This is a genomic window from Methylobacterium sp. GC_Met_3 (assembly GCF_026540775.1).
Taxonomy (GTDB): domain Bacteria; phylum Pseudomonadota; class Alphaproteobacteria; order Rhizobiales; family Beijerinckiaceae; genus Methylobacterium.
Genome location: NZ_JALNUL010000023.1, coordinates 1 through 13,672, shown reverse-complemented (window position 1 = coordinate 13,672; position 13,672 = coordinate 1). Strand labels below are relative to the sequence as shown.

The following is a 13,672-nucleotide window of genomic DNA, read 5'->3' as shown; positions in this document are numbered from 1 at the left end:
GATCGAGGAGAGAGGGTCTTGCTGAGTCAGGGCACTGTGCCCGCCACCCCGGCGGGTGCATCGGTGCGGGACAGGCCGGAGGACGGCCGGCTGCAGCTCGACGGCCGCTGGGCCGCCGACCAGGCACCCGCTGTCGAGGCCGCGGCCGCGCGCATCGCGGCCTCCGGCCGGGCGGGCCCCGTGGCGCTCGACCTGTCCGGGATCGAGCGCCTCGACACGCTCGGCGCCTGGGTGCTGGAGCGTACCCGCGCCGAGATCGAGCAGGCGGGCGGCGCCCTCACCTATATCGGCGTCCGGCCGGAGCACCATACCCTGCTCGGCGAGGTCCGGCTGCGCGAGCCCGAGCTGCCGGCGCCACGGCGGCACGGCGTGATCGTCGGCGCCCTCGACGCGACCGGGCGCCAGACCGTGCGCGGGGGGCAGGAATTCGTCACCGCCCTCGCCTTCCTGGGCGAGCTGATCGCCGCCTGCGGCCGCGTCGCCCTGCGGCCCGGGACCTTCCGGGGCAACGCCCTGATCAACCAGATCCAGCAGGTGGCGCTGAACGGCACGCCGATCATCGTGCTGATCTCGTTCCTGGTCGGCGGCATCGTCGCCCAGCAGGGGATCTTCCAGCTCCAGCGCTTCGGCGCCCAGACCTTCGTGGTCAACCTGATCGGCCTGCTGATCCTGCGCGAGATGGGGGTGCTGCTCACCTCGATCATGGTGGCCGGCCGCTCGGGCTCGGCGATCACCGCCGAGATCGGCTCCATGCGCATGCGCGAGGAGGTCGATGCCCTGCGCGTCATGGGTCTCGACCCCGTCGAGATCCTGATCGTGCCCCGGGTGCTCGCCCTGATGATCGGCCTGCCGATGCTGACGCTGATCGGCGACATCGCGGCGCTCGCCGGCGGCGGCCTCACCGCCATGCTGTATGGTGGGCTGACCCTCGATCAGTTCCTGGCCCGGCTCCAGGCGGCGGTGGGCGTCCACCACGTGATGGTCGGCCTGATCAAGGCGCCGTTCATGGCGCTGATCATCGGGGTGATCGCCACGATCGAGGGGTTCGCCGTGGAGGGCTCGGCGGAATCGTTGGGCCGCCACGTCACCGCATCGGTGGTGAAGTCCATCTTCATGGTCATCCTCTTGGATGGCCTGTTCGCGGTCTTCTTCGCCGCGATCGATTTTTGAGCCCCGCCCGGTGATCGCCCCCGCCATGAACCTGCACGCCGAAGCGGATCCCGCCCCGATCATCCGCGTGCGCGACCTCGTGGTCGGCTTCCGCGACCGCAACATCCTCAAGGGCCTGAGCCTCGACATCCGCCCCGGCGAGATCCTGGGCTTCGTCGGCCCCTCCGGCCAAGGCAAGTCGGTGCTGACCCGGACGATCCTCGGCCTCAATCCGAAGCGGGCGGGCACGATCGAGGTGTTCGGCCGCGACGTCGATGAACTGACCTACGCCGAGCGGCGGCGGATGGAGCAGCGCTGGGGCGTGCTGTTCCAGCAGGGCGCGCTGTTCTCGGCGCTCACCGTCAAGCAGAACATCCAGGTGCCGATGCGCGAGCACCTGAATCTGTCCGAGCGCCTGCTCGACGAGTTCGCCCGGCTCAAGATCGAGATGGTCGGCCTGCAACCCGACGCCGCCGACAAGCTGCCCTCGGAACTGTCGGGTGGCATGATCAAGCGCGCGGCGCTCGCCCGTTCCCTGGCGCTCGACCCCGAGATCCTGTTCCTCGACGAGCCGACCTCGGGCCTCGACCCGATCGGCGCGGGCGAGTTCGACGACCTCGTCTCGACCCTGAAGGAGACGTTGGGCTTGACCGTCTTCATGGTGACCCACGACCTCGACAGCCTCTACACCGCCTGCGACCGCATCGCGGCGCTCGGCGACGGCCAAATCATCGCGGCCGGCACGATCGAGGAGATGCTGGCGAGCGACCATCCCTGGCTGCGCTCGTACTTCCACGGCAAGCGTGCCCGGACCATCGCGACGGGTGGCGCTGCGGTCCATGCCTGAGCGTCGTCCCGACCCAATCCCGCCCCGCTCCCGCCCGGGAGCCGGGGCCAGACGCCCGGCAGGATCCCTGCCGGGCAGACACACAGGCTGAGCGCATGGAAACCCGCGCGAACTACGCCCTGATCGGGGCCTTCACCATCGCCGTCATCCTGGCGGGGTTCGGCACCGTGCTGTGGCTCTCCGGCGGCTCGTCCCGGCAGGTCAGCCAGACGGTGCGGATCGTGTTCTCCGGCTCGGTCGGGGGGCTGTCGCGCGGGTCGAGCGTGAACTTCAACGGCATCAAGGTCGGCGAGGTCACCGATATCCGCCTCGCCCCGCAGGATCCGCGCCGGGTTTTGGCCCAGATCAAGGTCGACCCGTCGACGCCGCTGCGGGCCGATACCCGCGCCCGGCTCGATTCGGCGATGCTGACCGGCGTCTCGGTGATCTCGCTCTCCGGCGGCAACGCCGACGCACCGGTGCTGACCCCGATGGCCAATGGCGAGCCGCCGACCATCTTCGCAGATTCCTCCGACATGCAGGACATGATGGCGCTCGCCCGCCAGGTGGCGCAGCGGGCTGACGACATGCTGGCCCGCCTCGACCGGGTCGTCTCGGCCAACGAGGGTGCGATCAGCCGGTCGCTCGCCAACGTCGACACCTTCTCGAAGACGCTGGCCGATGCCGGCCCGAACATCTCGGCGCTGGTCAAGGCGGTGGACGGGGCGAAGCTCGGCCACGTGATCGACAATGCCGACCGCTTCTCCGCGGCCCTGTCCAAATCGAGCCCCGACATCGAGGGCGCCGTGCACGATGCCCGCTCGCTCGCCGCCAAGCTCAACGCCTCGGCCGACAAGATCGACGCGGTGCTCAACGGCGCCCAGGGCTTCCTCGGCTCGGCTTCCGGCCAGGAGGGTTCCAGCACCTTCGCCGAGATCCGCGCTGCGGCGATCTCGGTGCGCGACGCCGGCAAGGCGTTCCGGGTTATGTCGGAGAATCTCGACAAGCGCACCGCCAGCATCTCGACCAATTTCGGCCGCCTGAGCGGCACCGGGCGCCGGGAGGTCGAGGCCCTGTCGGGGGACGGACAGCGGACGCTCAGCACCCTCAACCGCACCGTGCGCAGCTTGGAGCGCGACCCGAGCCAGGTGATCTTCGGCGGCAAACCATCGTTGCCGGAATACAACGGCGGCCGGTGAAAACGCCGCTTGCCGGGTCGATGTGTCCCGGCGCACGGCACGGATACCAGCGCGGGGTAGTTTTAACGGCATAGCTTATACAACTCCGCCGTTCGTCGGCGGGGTTCCTCAGGTCATGTGTATGGTCCGCTCGTCCCATATCGCCGCTGCTGCGCTGATTGCCGCCCTGCTGGGTGGCTGCGGCGGCGGCGCGGCGCCGCTGACCTTCGATCTCGCGGCCCTGCCTGCGACCGGGCGGCCCGTGGCGGCTGGCCGGTCGATCGCGGTGTCGGAGCCGGTGGGCATTCAGCCCTTCGAGGCGGACCGGATCATCGTGCGCGAGATCGGTGGGTCACTGGCCTTCCTGGGCGGTGGGCAATGGGCCGACCGACTGCCGCGGCTGATCCAGTCCCGGATCATCCAGAGCCTGGAGAATTCCGGGCGGCTGCGCTCGGTGAGCCGGCCCGGCGACAAGATCGTGGCCGATTACCAGCTGGTCAGCGAGATCCGCGCCTTCGACGTCCAGTCGGTGACCGGTGAGGCGGTGGTCGACCTGGCGCTCAAGCTGGTGGCTGACGGCACCGGAAAGGTGACCGCCGCGCGGATTTTCGTGGCCCGGGTGCCGGTGGCCAAGATCGACGCCGGCAACGGCGCGCGCGCCCTGGATCAGGCGCTCACCACCGTGCTGGCCGACGTGGTGCGATGGGTGAATACGGGGCGCTGAGCGCACCTCACTCCATCACGGCAGCCTTCAGGATCACCACCATGGTGGCCCGGGCCGGACCCTCGGTGCAGCGCACGAGGTGGGGGCGGTCGCAGCGATAGCGCAGGGTTTCGCCGGCCCGGGCCCGCTGCACGATGCCGCCGATCTCGACCTCGAACGCCCCCTCGCCGACCGACAGCGATTCCACCGAGCCGCGCTGGTGCGGATCCGAGTCGAGGACGCCGCCGAAATCGGCCGAGACCTCGTACCATTGCAGCCATTCGATTGTTTTCAGCCAGCCGATGATCGCCAGCCGCACTTTCCCGTCCTCGGAGACCAGGATCGGCGTATCCGCCCGAGAGGTCTTCTCGATGAACGGTTCTTCGTCGCCCGTCGCCAGGACGCGCTCGATCGACACGTCAAGCGCCTGGGAGAGCCGCCAGATGGTCGCGAGCGTAGGGTTGGTCTCGTTGCGCTCGATCTGGCTGATGATCGACTTGGCCACGCCCGATTGCTCGGCGAGTTCCGACAGCGAGAGGTTGTAAGCCTTGCGCAGCCGCTGGATGGTCTTGCCGAGTTGCCCGGAGAGCACCTGCGCGCCCGTCAGCAGGTCACGCCCGCGCGCCCGGTCCGGCCGTTCCGCCTGATCCTGCATTGTCACCGGCCCGCTCGCGCCGTTCCATTATCCGAACGATCGTGCGCTTCTTCAAACGCAATCGTCGTCCGGTTGCAAGGCAATGGAGATCGCGCCGGCTCTTCGCGCTAAGCCCAGAGGCCGTGAAAATGGTGGACCGGCCCGTGACCCGCGCCGACCTGGAGCCGGTCCGCGGCGCCGAGGGCTGCCGTCAGATAGGTCTTGGCCTCCGCCACCGCGGCCGGCAGTGCAAGGCCGCGGGCCAGACCCGCCGCGATGGCCGACGAAAGGGTGCAGCCGGTGCCGTGGGTGTTGGCGGTGGCGATCCGCGGCGCCACCAGGGTCTGAAGGGTCCCGTCCGCCGTGACCAGATGGTCGATGCTGTCGCGCCCCGTCCCGTGTCCGCCCTTGATCAGAACCGCCCGGGCGCCCAGCGCCACGAGTCGCCGGGCCTGGGCGGCGGCGGTGGCCGGATCCTCGGCTATGGATTCGCCGAGCAGCACCGCGGCCTCCGGCAGATTGGGGGTGATCAGGTCGGCCTGCGCCAGCAGCCGATCTCGGAGTGTCGCCACGGCGTCGTCGGCGATCAGCCGGTCCCCGCTCGTGGCGACCATCACGGGGTCGAGGACGACGGGGATCGCCCCGGCATGCCGCGCGAGACCCTCGGCCACGGCCACGATCACGTCGGTCCGCGATAGCATGCCGATCTTCACGGCGCGCACCGCGAGGTCGGAGAAGACGCTGTCGATCTGTCGAGCGACAAACTCCGACGGCACGTCGTGGATGCCCTGAACGCCCCGCGTATTCTGCGCGGTCAGCGCCGTGATCACGCTGGCCCCATAGACGCCAAGCGCCGAGAAGGTCTTGAGGTCGGCCTGGATGCCGGCGCCCCCGCCGGAATCCGAGCCCGCGATGGTCACGGCGATTGGGGTGGGGTCGCTCATCGCGCCGCGCGCTCCGTCAGGGCGGTGTCGATCCGTGCGCGCAGATCCCGGGCGCGCTGGCGCACCGGTTCCGCGCCGAACAGGGCGGTGATCACCGCGACCCCGTCCGCCCCCGCGGCGACTACGGCGGCGGCGTTCTCCGGGCCGATCCCCGCGATGGCGCCGAGCGGAAGGCCGGCCCCCCGGGCGAGCCGGGCCCGGAAGGCGATGCTGGCAAAGCCCTCGAGGCCGACCGGCGGGTCGGGATTGTCCTTGCTGGTGGTGGCGAAAACGCCGCCGATGCAGGCGTAGTCCACGGGCAGCCGGTACAGTTCATCGGCCTGCGCCGTGGTCTTCACGGTGAGGCCAATGATCGCGCCCGGCCCCAGGAGTCGCCGGGCATCGGCCGGGTGGAGGTCGCTCTGGCCGAGATGCACGCCCTCCGCCCCCGCCGCGAGGGCGAGGTCGACGCGGTCGTTGACGAGCACCGGCACCTGCCCGCCCACCGCTTCGCGGATCGCCCGGATCCGCGCCAGGGCAGCACGGGCATCGGGGATGTCCTTCTCGCGGTACTGCAGCAGGGTGCAGCCCCCAGCGACCGCTTCGGCGCCGAGCCGCGCCAGCCGGTTGCCGTCGCCGCCGAGTACGCCGACATCGAGGAGGCCGTAGAGCCGCAGGTCGACCGCCTTGCCCCCGGTCTGTGCAGCGTTCGCGCTGGCTGGCATCGGTCTCGCTCGGCCTCCGTCCCCATCGGCTCCGGGCCGACCCCTTCAGAGGGGCCCTGTTTGGTCAGACGCAGCCGCCTTGGCAAGCGCTCCGTGAAGCGCCTCATCGGAGGCGTCCGCCACGGCCCTGCGGCTCTCGACCGTCATGCGGCGGCGTTGACGCGCGCCGATCCTGCCCCCCTATAGGCGAGATCCGCCGGGACGCGCTCCGCCGAAGCGAGCGCCGGTGTCCGCGGAAACGTTCGATTTGACAGTGCATTCGACAGGACAGGTGGTCGAGGGACGATGACGGTTGCCGCGGCGCAGACGGGTGCGCGCGGGGCGCAGGCCCTGCCGGAGCGCTCTTCCGTAGGCCTCGTCGCGGTGATCGTCGCCGCGACCGGGGGGGAGCCGCGCGCCCTGACGATCCGCGTGCCCGATCAGGCACCGGGCCGCGGCGACGGCCTGCCGGCCGGACCGCTCGTCCCGGAGCACGCAACCCTGGAGCGCGGCCTGCGCGCCTGGGTGGAGCGGCAGACGCATCAGCGCCTCGGCTACGTGGAGCAGCTCTATACCTTCGGTGACCGCGACCGCTCAGGGGCCTTGGAGCAGTCGGGGGTGCATTCGCTCTCGGTGGCCTATCTTGCGCTGGTCCGCGAGGAGCGGCCGGCCGGCCTCGCCGAGGCCGCGTGGCAGAACTGGTACCGCTACCTGCCCTACGAGGATTTCCGTCAGGGGCGCCCGCGCCAGCTCGACGCGATCGAGGCGCGGCTCGCCGCCTGGGCGGCCGAGCCCGAAGATTGTGCCACCCGCACCCGCCGCCTCGACCGCCTGGGCCTGACCTTCGGCATGAACGGCGGCACCTGGAACGAGGAGCGCGTGCTGGAGCGCTACGAGCTGTTGTTCGAGGCCGGGCTGATCCCGGAGGCCGGCGGTAATACCGGCCCGGCGCTCCCGAACGACCCGACCGGCGTGCCCATGGCCTTCGACCACCGGCGGGTGCTGGCCACCGCGATCAGTCGTTTGCGCGGCAAGATCAAGTACCGCCCGGTGGTGTTCGAGCTGATGCCGCCGGAATTTACCCTGCTCCAGCTCCAGCGCACCGTGGAGGCGCTCTCGGGCACGCAGTTGCACAAGCAGAACTTTCGGCGGCTGGTCGCCCAGCAGGGACTTGTGGAGGAGACCGAGAGCGTAACCAGCGGCGCCGCCGGCCGTCCGGCACGGCTGGTGCGGTTCCGGCGTGAGGTGTTGCTGGAACGGCCGGCGCCGGGCCTGCGGCTGCCCTTGCGGCGGGTCGGGTGATGGGTCGGGCTACTGCGCAGGGCCGGCCTGCAGAATGCGGTTCGGGCGGGCCGAGGCCGTCTTCCGGGTGCAGGATCCGCGTCCCGTCGCCCCGTGCCGCTGCAGGAGAGCCCGCATGACGACCAAGACCGAAAAGCAGAAGATGCTGTCCGGCGAGGCTTACAGGCCCGGCGACCCGGAACTCGCCGCCGACGCGCGGCGTGCCCGCGCCTGGATGGTCCGCTACAACGCCACCCTGGCGGCCTCCCCCGACGAGCGTCGCATCCTCCTGCGCGAGCTCCTCGGCCATGTCGGCGAGGGTGCGGTGATCCGGCCGCCGTTCTTCTGCGATTACGGCCAGCACATTTCGGTCGGCGACGGGGTCTTCCTCAACTTCAACTGCGTGATCCTCGACGTCGCCGCGGTCTCCATCGGCGATCTCACCCAGGTTGGCCCCGGGGTGCAGTTCCTGACCGCCGACCATCCGCGCGATCCGGAACTGAGGCGGGCGGGCCTGGAATCCAGCCGGCCGATCACGATCGGAGCGAATGTCTGGATCGGGGGCGGCGCGTTGATCCTGCCCGGCGTCACGGTCGGCGATGATGCCATCATCGGCGCGGGCGCGGTCGTTACCCGTGATGTGCCGGCGGGCGTCACCGTCGTCGGCAATCCGGCGCGGCCGCTGCCGCCGGGCTGAGGGCGAGCCTACCCGTAGGTGTGGTCCGCGGCCGGGAACCGCCCGGCTCGCACCTCATCCGCGTAGGCCTTCACGGCCTCCTCGATATGGCTTCGCAGGCTGCCGAACTGGCGCACGAATTTCGGCGTGCGTTCGGAGAGGCCGAGCATGTCCTCCAACACGAGGATCTGCCCGTCGCAGACCGCGGAGGCGCCGATGCCGATCGTGGCCGCCGTCACCCGCGGCGAGGTCGCGATCGCCCGCGCCACCGGCTCGACGATGCCCTCCAGCACGATCGCGAAGGCCCCGGCCTCGGAGATCGCCCGGGCATCCTCCAGCAGGCGACGCTCGTCGTCAGGCGCCCGGCCCTGAACCTTGAAGCCGCCCATCGTGTTCACGGCCTGGGGGGTGAGCCCGATATGGCCCATCACCGGAACGCCGCGCTGGACCAGGAACGCCACCGTCTCGGCAAAATGGGCGCCGCCCTCCAGCTTGATCGCGCCGGCGCCGCTCTCCTTGAGCACCCGGGCAGCGCTGAGGAAGGCCTGCTCCTTGCTTGCCTCGTAGGAGCCGAACGGCATGTCGACCACCACCAGCGCCTTCTCGGTGCCTCGGATCACCGCCTGCGCCTGAAGGATCATCATTTCCAGGGTGACGGGAATGGTCGATTCCATCCCGTGCATGACCATGCCGAGGGAATCGCCCACGAGGATGAAGTCGCAATAGGGATCGACGATGCCGGCCGTGTGCGCGTGGTAGGCGGTGAGCGCGATGATCTTACGCCCTTCGGCCTTGCGCTTGCCGATATCGATCGCCCGGAGCCTGCGGGACTGCACGACCTGCGACATGGTTCAGATCCCTTTCGGCTCGAGCGCCTTCCCCTCCCCCTTGCGGGGAGGGGCCAGGGGTGGGGGTGGTTCAGGATGAAGCACCGCGGTGCCTCCTCTACCACACCCACCTCCAACTCCTCCCCGCAAGGGGGAGGAGAGATCCCGGTCGGATCCTTGAGTGTCTTTCAAGCCCCACATGCGAGAGGCGCGAAAAGCCTCTTACACCGCCCGGTGGCGCCGGTCAGCGCCCCGCCTGCGGCTCGGACCCAGCTCTCCAGGCCGGATCGACCTGCAGATTGGTGGTTTCGTTCTTGTCCTGCCAGCCCTCGACGCCTTCGGGGAACCAGCGCACGCCGGTATAGCCCTTCAGCACGAGGCGCTTGCCGGCGTTCCAGCTGCCCCAGCATTCCACATGGCAGAACACCACGACCGGCTTGGCCCTGTCGCCACCGGTCAGCTCCGCAACCCGCTTGTAGAACAACGCTTCCCGCTCGGGGGCCAGGGGCTCGGCCCCCGCCTCCGGCATCCAGAGGGCCCCGGGGATCGAGGGATGCACCGGCAGCCAGAGCCGTCCGGCTGGAAAGTTCGACGGCTTGCGGTCCGAGGCGGCCACGTCGATCAGCACCGGCTTGTCCGGCCCCGCCATCAGGGCGGAGAGGCCCTCGGCGTCGATAACCGTGGCGCCCTTCAGGGTCGGCGGCGTGTAGCCCTTCGGGGGCCCGGCATAGAGCCCATCCGGCTCGGGCACGGCGACCGGGGAATCCGCCGGAGCGGCGGCGAGGCACAGGAGCGCGGCGCAGGACGCCGCGACCCGAACGATCAGGCGCATGTCCCGCATCGCTCAGTTCGTCGGGCTCGGCGGATTGAAGCTGTGCTGCCAGCGTCCGCCCTGGTTGTCCGAGGCCGCGACCTGGATCGGCTTCCCGTCCGGCTTGAACGCGAAGTTGATCACCGGATTGGACGAGATCGAGATGTCGCCCGTCAGGGTGAAGATCGTCTGGTCGCCGGCCGAGACGGTGAGCTTGTCGATGTAGCGCGCCGGCGTGTACTCGCGGGTCACTTGGTTCATCTGCATGCCGGAGAAGTTCGGGTGACGCACCATCAGCGTCGCCTCGACCGGCTTGCCGGGCTGGGTTTCGGCGAACTTCATGCGCATGTCGCCCATGCCCTTCATGGCCTCTTCGTCGCTCATGCCCATCGGGGCCGAGCAACCGCCGGAGGCCTTCACGAACTGCTTGGCCTCGTAGAGCTTGCCGTCCTGCGTCTCCACCACGGCGTGCATGTCGGTGTAGTTGTTGACCCGCACCCGAAGCTTCAGCTCGGCCGGATCGGCGGCCGGGCCGAACTCGAAGCGGGCCGCGTAGGGCGCCGGGTTGTCGTCGATGATCAGCGAGACCGCCTTGATCTGCCCGTCCTTGAGCATGGTCAGGGTGATCGGCACCAGGGCGGCGTCGAGCGCCCGGGCCGGCGCCTCGATCTTCACCAGACTGTCGGTCTGGGCGATCTGCCGGTCGCCGAAGATCGACTTGGCGATCTCCTGCCAGCGGGCCGTGCGCTCTTGCTCGGTGTCGGAGGCGCCCGCGGCCCACGCGACGGGGGTGAGCGCCGTCGTCGCCAGAGCTAGGCCAAGGGCGAAGCTGGAAACCGTCTTTCTGATTCTGAACGTCATGGCGTGACTCCCGATGTTATCAGATATGGTGATCGCGAAAACCTATTCCCACTCGAGCTCCTGGTAGGCCACGGTAACGTTGCGGCCGTTATAGGTGTCGAACAGGGCCCATTTGTCCCGTTGATCCCGGGCCACGCTGTCCACCGCCTTGTCGATCGGCACATCCTTGGCGATCGCCGCGCGGGTGCCATCGCGCAGCGCCGTCAAGTAGCCACTGAGGTCGGCCAGCGCCGGGGCGAGATCCACCGCCACCGGCCCGTGGCCCGGCACCGCGCGGGCGGGGCCCATGGCCTTCAGGCGCTCGATCTCCGTGAGCCAGCCCTTCAGGCTGCCGTCGAGGGACGGGATTCGATTCACGAACAGCAGGTCAGCGGGAAACAGCAGGCCGCTGCCGGAATCGATCATCGACAGGTCCGAGGTGGTGTGGGCCGGCCCGTGCGCCGTGAAGGTCAGGCGCCGGTCGCCGAGATCGACCTCCGCGGTTTCGGCCACGCTCATCGTCGGATAGACCACCGGGCCGGTGCGCTCCTCGCCGAGCAGGTCGATCAGGCGACTGCGGTAGAACTCGCCTCGGGCGGAGAGCGCCTCGGTGAGCTTAGAGTGGCCGATAAACACGGGCTTGTCCGCCAAGAAGGCCCCGGCCCCGAAAACGTGATCCGGGTGGACATGGGTCAGCACCACGTGGGTGACGCGTTTTGGGGTGCGCTTGGCGATCTCGGCGCGCAGCCACTGGCCATCCGCGAGGCTGCCGCCGGATTCCGTAACCAGCACGCCGGTCTTGCCGATGAGGAAGCCGATATTAGCGATGGCGTCGCCGTTCTCAGAGCTTGCGTCGGCGATCAGGCCCTTGCGGACGAAAATACCCGGCCCGACCTCCTCCAGCGTGAACGATTCGGCTGCGCGGCCCAAAGTCGGCAGGCAGCACAGGCACAGGCCGCCGAACAGGGCGCCGCGCCGAGACAAGGCTCGGCCGCCCACGAACGCCCCCGGTTGGACGGCGGAAGCCGTCATGCCGCATCCTCCTGTTATTCTTGTCTACCATTAGGTAGGTAGATTTCCATCCCGTCAAGTGGCAGAGAGGCAGCAGGACAGGCGCCGGCCGCACGTTCGTGTGAACCATGCCCCAGACGAGGCTGCGATGAGGGACACCCGCGCCGAATTGCTGATGCAGGCCGAGACCCTGGTCCGGGGGCGGGGCTATGCCGGGTTCAGCTATGCCGATCTCGCGGAGGCGGTGGGCATCCGCAAGGCCAGCATCCACCACCATTTCCCCAGCAAGGTCGATCTCGGCGCCGCTCTGGTGGCGGCCTACGCGGCACGCTACGCCGCCGCCTTGGCGGCGATCCGCGCGGAGGTGCCGGACGGGACGGGCCGGATCGAGGCCTACGGACGCCTCTATCTTGGCGGTGTCGAGCAAGGGCTCGGCTGCCTGTGCGCGGCGCTGGCTATCGAGGGTGAAGCGCTGCCCGAGCGCCTGCGCCGGGACATCGCGGCCTTCTTCGCGGACCACCTCGCCTGGCTGGAGGAGATTTTACGCGCGGGTCAGGCGGACGGCAGCGTCCGCGTTGGCACGGATCCGGCGGTGCTGGCCCGTTTCGTCATCGCCACCCTGGAGGGGGCGCTGCTGATGGAGCGCTTGTTCGCGAGCCCTGACGCGTTTCGGGGGACGCTGGCTGTGCTGGTTGACGGGCTCAAGGCATGAAGTCGGTAAGGGAATGACCCTTCCTCTTAACCTACGCTTGGGGCCGAACGTGTTCGGTTTACCTATGACGGTGATTGGGGGGCAGGGTGCGATAGTCCGCTCATCAACCGCTCCGGCCAGTTGGTGGGAGATGTTGGCGGGCCGTTCGCAGATGGGCGGCTTACGAAACACGGTGCGAAGCGACGGCAGCCCTGTGTTCGCGGCCGTTTAGGATCGCGGCGTAGCGGTATTCGCGTGGGCTCATGCCGTGGTGGTGCTTGAAGCGACGTGCGAAGTGGGACTGGCTGATGAAGCCGCATCCGTATGCGAGCGTGCCGATCGGCAGGTGAACGCAGGCCGGATCGGCTAAGCGCTTGGCAGCGACGGCCAGCCGGCGTTCCCAGATCCAGTCCGAAATATGCTGGCCGCGTTCGTGGAACAGCTCCTGCAACCGACGCAACGAAACGCCCACCGCGGCGGCAAGGTGTGGGGGGTCCAGGGCCGTGTCCTGAAGATTGGCCTCGACGTAGGCTTTGGCGCGCTGGACCACGACGCTGCCATGGATCGGCCGGGGTACGTTCTGCGCCATCCGCTCCGCGAGACTGGCCACGATCAGATCGACGCCGATCGCCGCCATGCGCTCCGCCGCATCGGGTGTCAGCTGGCGACGCACGCGGATCAGCTCGTGGATGAAGCACGTGGTCAATTCGGTGGACGCGAGATCCGCGCTGAGGGACAGCCCTGTATAGAGGCGCGTTGACCCGAGCACGCGCTCCAGACGTTCTCGGGGTAGCTCAAGAAACAAGGCTTGGCTGTCCTCATGGGTCGTGAGCACGGAGGGCCGATGGTCGAGCACGACCATGTCTCCGGGGCGCTGCATCGCCTCGCGTCCGTCCTGAACACTGGTCGACATGCCTGCGAGCTTGAACAGCACCACGACCATGCCGGCCCTGTCGTGGCGCCGGGCTGCCGCGGGCGTCGTTTCACACCGCAGCGCGCTCTGCGTCAGGCGCGAGATGTGAAGGAGGCCAACTTCGGCGATATACAGCTTGCCACGGAAGGGGCCATCCGCGTCGAGACGTTCGACCTCGATAGGGACGAGCCGCTCGCCCAGGAGTTCGCGCCACAGTTTGAAGCCGCCGCTTGGATGGAGGCCTTCCGTCGAAAACAGGGATTGCATGGGTTCGGCGTGCGGCGATCGCTTGAATAGATTTTTATTAAGAGATTTATCGATTCTTGGTCTCTAAGTATGACATTATACAGAGATTCGGTTCGGAATACAGTATCAGTCATATTGGCGAAGGCTAAACGCTGTTGCTTGGCGCGGCCTATGGATAAAATAATCACTTGCCGGAATGCCGAAACAAAGCTTTCTTGGAATGTATAGATGTGCACCGTTCAACGGGTCGTGGCTTTAG

The 13,672-nt window shown here is 68.7% G+C and carries 15 protein-coding genes; 7 read left to right on the top strand and 8 right to left on the bottom strand.

The window, feature by feature from the left end; all coding sequences use genetic code 11:
* The first annotated feature begins 36 nt into the window (after nt 1-36).
* The 4 genes from OXS27_RS21665 to OXS27_RS21650 all read left to right on the top strand — a co-directional run bounded on the left by OXS27_RS21665 (nt 37) and on the right by OXS27_RS21650 (nt 3,877).
* Nucleotides 37-1,170: an MlaE family lipid ABC transporter permease subunit gene (locus OXS27_RS21665; protein ID WP_267358666.1), complete on the top strand. Its 1,134-nt coding sequence runs from the start codon at nt 37-39 to the stop codon at nt 1,168-1,170.
* Nucleotides 1,171-1,195: 25 nt separating this feature from the next.
* On the top strand, nt 1,196-1,996 hold the full coding sequence (locus OXS27_RS21660; protein ID WP_243923210.1) for an ABC transporter ATP-binding protein: 801 nt from the start codon (nt 1,196-1,198) through the stop codon (nt 1,994-1,996).
* Nucleotides 1,997-2,091: 95 nt separating this feature from the next.
* Complete coding sequence (locus tag OXS27_RS21655; RefSeq protein ID WP_267358634.1) at nt 2,092-3,174, top strand: MlaD family protein; 1,083 nt, start codon at nt 2,092-2,094, stop codon at nt 3,172-3,174.
* Nucleotides 3,175-3,295: 121 nt separating this feature from the next.
* Nucleotides 3,296-3,877, top strand: a complete 582-nt coding sequence (locus OXS27_RS21650) for an ABC-type transport auxiliary lipoprotein family protein (RefSeq protein WP_243923172.1) — start codon at nt 3,296-3,298, stop codon at nt 3,875-3,877.
* A gap of 7 nt (nt 3,878-3,884) precedes the next feature.
* Here OXS27_RS21650 and OXS27_RS21645 read toward each other — a convergent pair whose 3' ends face one another.
* The 3 genes from OXS27_RS21645 to thiE form a co-directional block, all read right to left on the bottom strand.
* A complete protein-coding gene (locus tag OXS27_RS21645) occupies nt 3,885-4,511 on the bottom strand; it encodes an XRE family transcriptional regulator (RefSeq protein WP_243923212.1) in 627 nt (208 codons plus the stop codon).
* A gap of 107 nt (nt 4,512-4,618) precedes the next feature.
* Nucleotides 4,619-5,434 (bottom strand): bifunctional hydroxymethylpyrimidine kinase/phosphomethylpyrimidine kinase, encoded by an 816-nt coding sequence (gene thiD, locus OXS27_RS21640; protein WP_267358633.1) that lies wholly within the window; start codon nt 5,432-5,434, stop codon nt 4,619-4,621.
* A complete protein-coding gene (thiE, locus tag OXS27_RS21635; protein ID WP_243923175.1) occupies nt 5,431-6,138 on the bottom strand; it encodes a thiamine phosphate synthase in 708 nt (235 codons plus the stop codon). Before thiE ends, thiD begins: the two co-directional genes overlap by 4 nt.
* A 285-nt stretch (nt 6,139-6,423) precedes the next feature.
* Here thiE and OXS27_RS21630 point away from each other — a divergent pair, with 285 nt between their 5' ends.
* Both OXS27_RS21630 and OXS27_RS21625 read left to right on the top strand, forming a co-directional pair.
* Nucleotides 6,424-7,419: a hypothetical protein gene (locus OXS27_RS21630; RefSeq protein WP_267358632.1), complete on the top strand. Its 996-nt coding sequence runs from the start codon at nt 6,424-6,426 to the stop codon at nt 7,417-7,419.
* Nucleotides 7,420-7,534: 115 nt separating this feature from the next.
* On the top strand, nt 7,535-8,095 hold the full coding sequence (locus OXS27_RS21625) for a sugar O-acetyltransferase (RefSeq protein ID WP_267358631.1): 561 nt from the start codon (nt 7,535-7,537) through the stop codon (nt 8,093-8,095).
* An 8-nt stretch (nt 8,096-8,103) separates the two neighbouring features.
* On the opposite strand, the gene panB is transcribed toward OXS27_RS21625, so the two are convergent.
* The 4 genes from panB to OXS27_RS21605 form a co-directional block, all read right to left on the bottom strand.
* Nucleotides 8,104-8,922 (bottom strand): 3-methyl-2-oxobutanoate hydroxymethyltransferase, encoded by an 819-nt coding sequence (gene panB, locus OXS27_RS21620; protein WP_243923181.1) that lies wholly within the window; start codon nt 8,920-8,922, stop codon nt 8,104-8,106.
* 223 nt (nt 8,923-9,145) lie between these two features.
* Complete coding sequence (locus OXS27_RS21615; protein ID WP_267358630.1) at nt 9,146-9,733, bottom strand: rhodanese-like domain-containing protein; 588 nt, start codon at nt 9,731-9,733, stop codon at nt 9,146-9,148.
* Between the two features lie 12 nt (nt 9,734-9,745).
* Nucleotides 9,746-10,573: a quinoprotein dehydrogenase-associated SoxYZ-like carrier gene (locus OXS27_RS21610; RefSeq protein WP_243923184.1), complete on the bottom strand. Its 828-nt coding sequence runs from the start codon at nt 10,571-10,573 to the stop codon at nt 9,746-9,748.
* 42 nt (nt 10,574-10,615) lie between these two features.
* Nucleotides 10,616-11,584 carry a quinoprotein relay system zinc metallohydrolase 2 gene (locus OXS27_RS21605; RefSeq protein WP_267358629.1) on the bottom strand — a complete coding sequence of 323 codons (969 nt, stop codon included), beginning with the start codon at nt 11,582-11,584 and terminating at the stop codon, nt 10,616-10,618.
* Between the two features lie 127 nt (nt 11,585-11,711).
* On the opposite strand from OXS27_RS21605, the gene OXS27_RS21600 reads away from it, so the two are divergent.
* A complete protein-coding gene (locus OXS27_RS21600; RefSeq protein ID WP_243923193.1) occupies nt 11,712-12,275 on the top strand; it encodes a TetR/AcrR family transcriptional regulator in 564 nt (187 codons plus the stop codon).
* 160 nt (nt 12,276-12,435) lie between these two features.
* On the opposite strand, the gene OXS27_RS21595 is transcribed toward OXS27_RS21600, so the two are convergent.
* Nucleotides 12,436-13,434 (bottom strand): helix-turn-helix domain-containing protein, encoded by a 999-nt coding sequence (locus OXS27_RS21595; RefSeq protein WP_267358628.1) that lies wholly within the window; start codon nt 13,432-13,434, stop codon nt 12,436-12,438.
* Nucleotides 13,435-13,672 lie beyond the last annotated feature (238 nt).

Coding starts and splice junctions, on each gene's coding strand:
- thiE (WP_243923175.1), bottom strand. CDS start 6,138: ATGCCAGCCAGCGCGAACGCTGCACAGACCGGGGGCAAGGCGGTCGAC.
- OXS27_RS21600 (WP_243923193.1), top strand. CDS start 11,712: ATGAGGGACACCCGCGCCGAATTGCTGATGCAGGCCGAGACCCTGGTC.
- OXS27_RS21605 (WP_267358629.1), bottom strand. CDS start 11,584: ATGACGGCTTCCGCCGTCCAACCGGGGGCGTTCGTGGGCGGCCGAGCC.
- OXS27_RS21660 (WP_243923210.1), top strand. CDS start 1,196: ATGAACCTGCACGCCGAAGCGGATCCCGCCCCGATCATCCGCGTGCGC.
- OXS27_RS21610 (WP_243923184.1), bottom strand. CDS start 10,573: ATGACGTTCAGAATCAGAAAGACGGTTTCCAGCTTCGCCCTTGGCCTA.
- OXS27_RS21655 (WP_267358634.1), top strand. CDS start 2,092: ATGGAAACCCGCGCGAACTACGCCCTGATCGGGGCCTTCACCATCGCC.
- OXS27_RS21625 (WP_267358631.1), top strand. CDS start 7,535: ATGACGACCAAGACCGAAAAGCAGAAGATGCTGTCCGGCGAGGCTTAC.
- panB (WP_243923181.1), bottom strand. CDS start 8,922: ATGTCGCAGGTCGTGCAGTCCCGCAGGCTCCGGGCGATCGATATCGGC.
- OXS27_RS21615 (WP_267358630.1), bottom strand. CDS start 9,733: ATGCGCCTGATCGTTCGGGTCGCGGCGTCCTGCGCCGCGCTCCTGTGC.
- OXS27_RS21645 (WP_243923212.1), bottom strand. CDS start 4,511: ATGCAGGATCAGGCGGAACGGCCGGACCGGGCGCGCGGGCGTGACCTG.
- OXS27_RS21595 (WP_267358628.1), bottom strand. CDS start 13,434: ATGCAATCCCTGTTTTCGACGGAAGGCCTCCATCCAAGCGGCGGCTTC.
- thiD (WP_267358633.1), bottom strand. CDS start 5,434: ATGAGCGACCCCACCCCAATCGCCGTGACCATCGCGGGCTCGGATTCC.
- OXS27_RS21630 (WP_267358632.1), top strand. CDS start 6,424: ATGACGGTTGCCGCGGCGCAGACGGGTGCGCGCGGGGCGCAGGCCCTG.
- OXS27_RS21650 (WP_243923172.1), top strand. CDS start 3,296: ATGGTCCGCTCGTCCCATATCGCCGCTGCTGCGCTGATTGCCGCCCTG.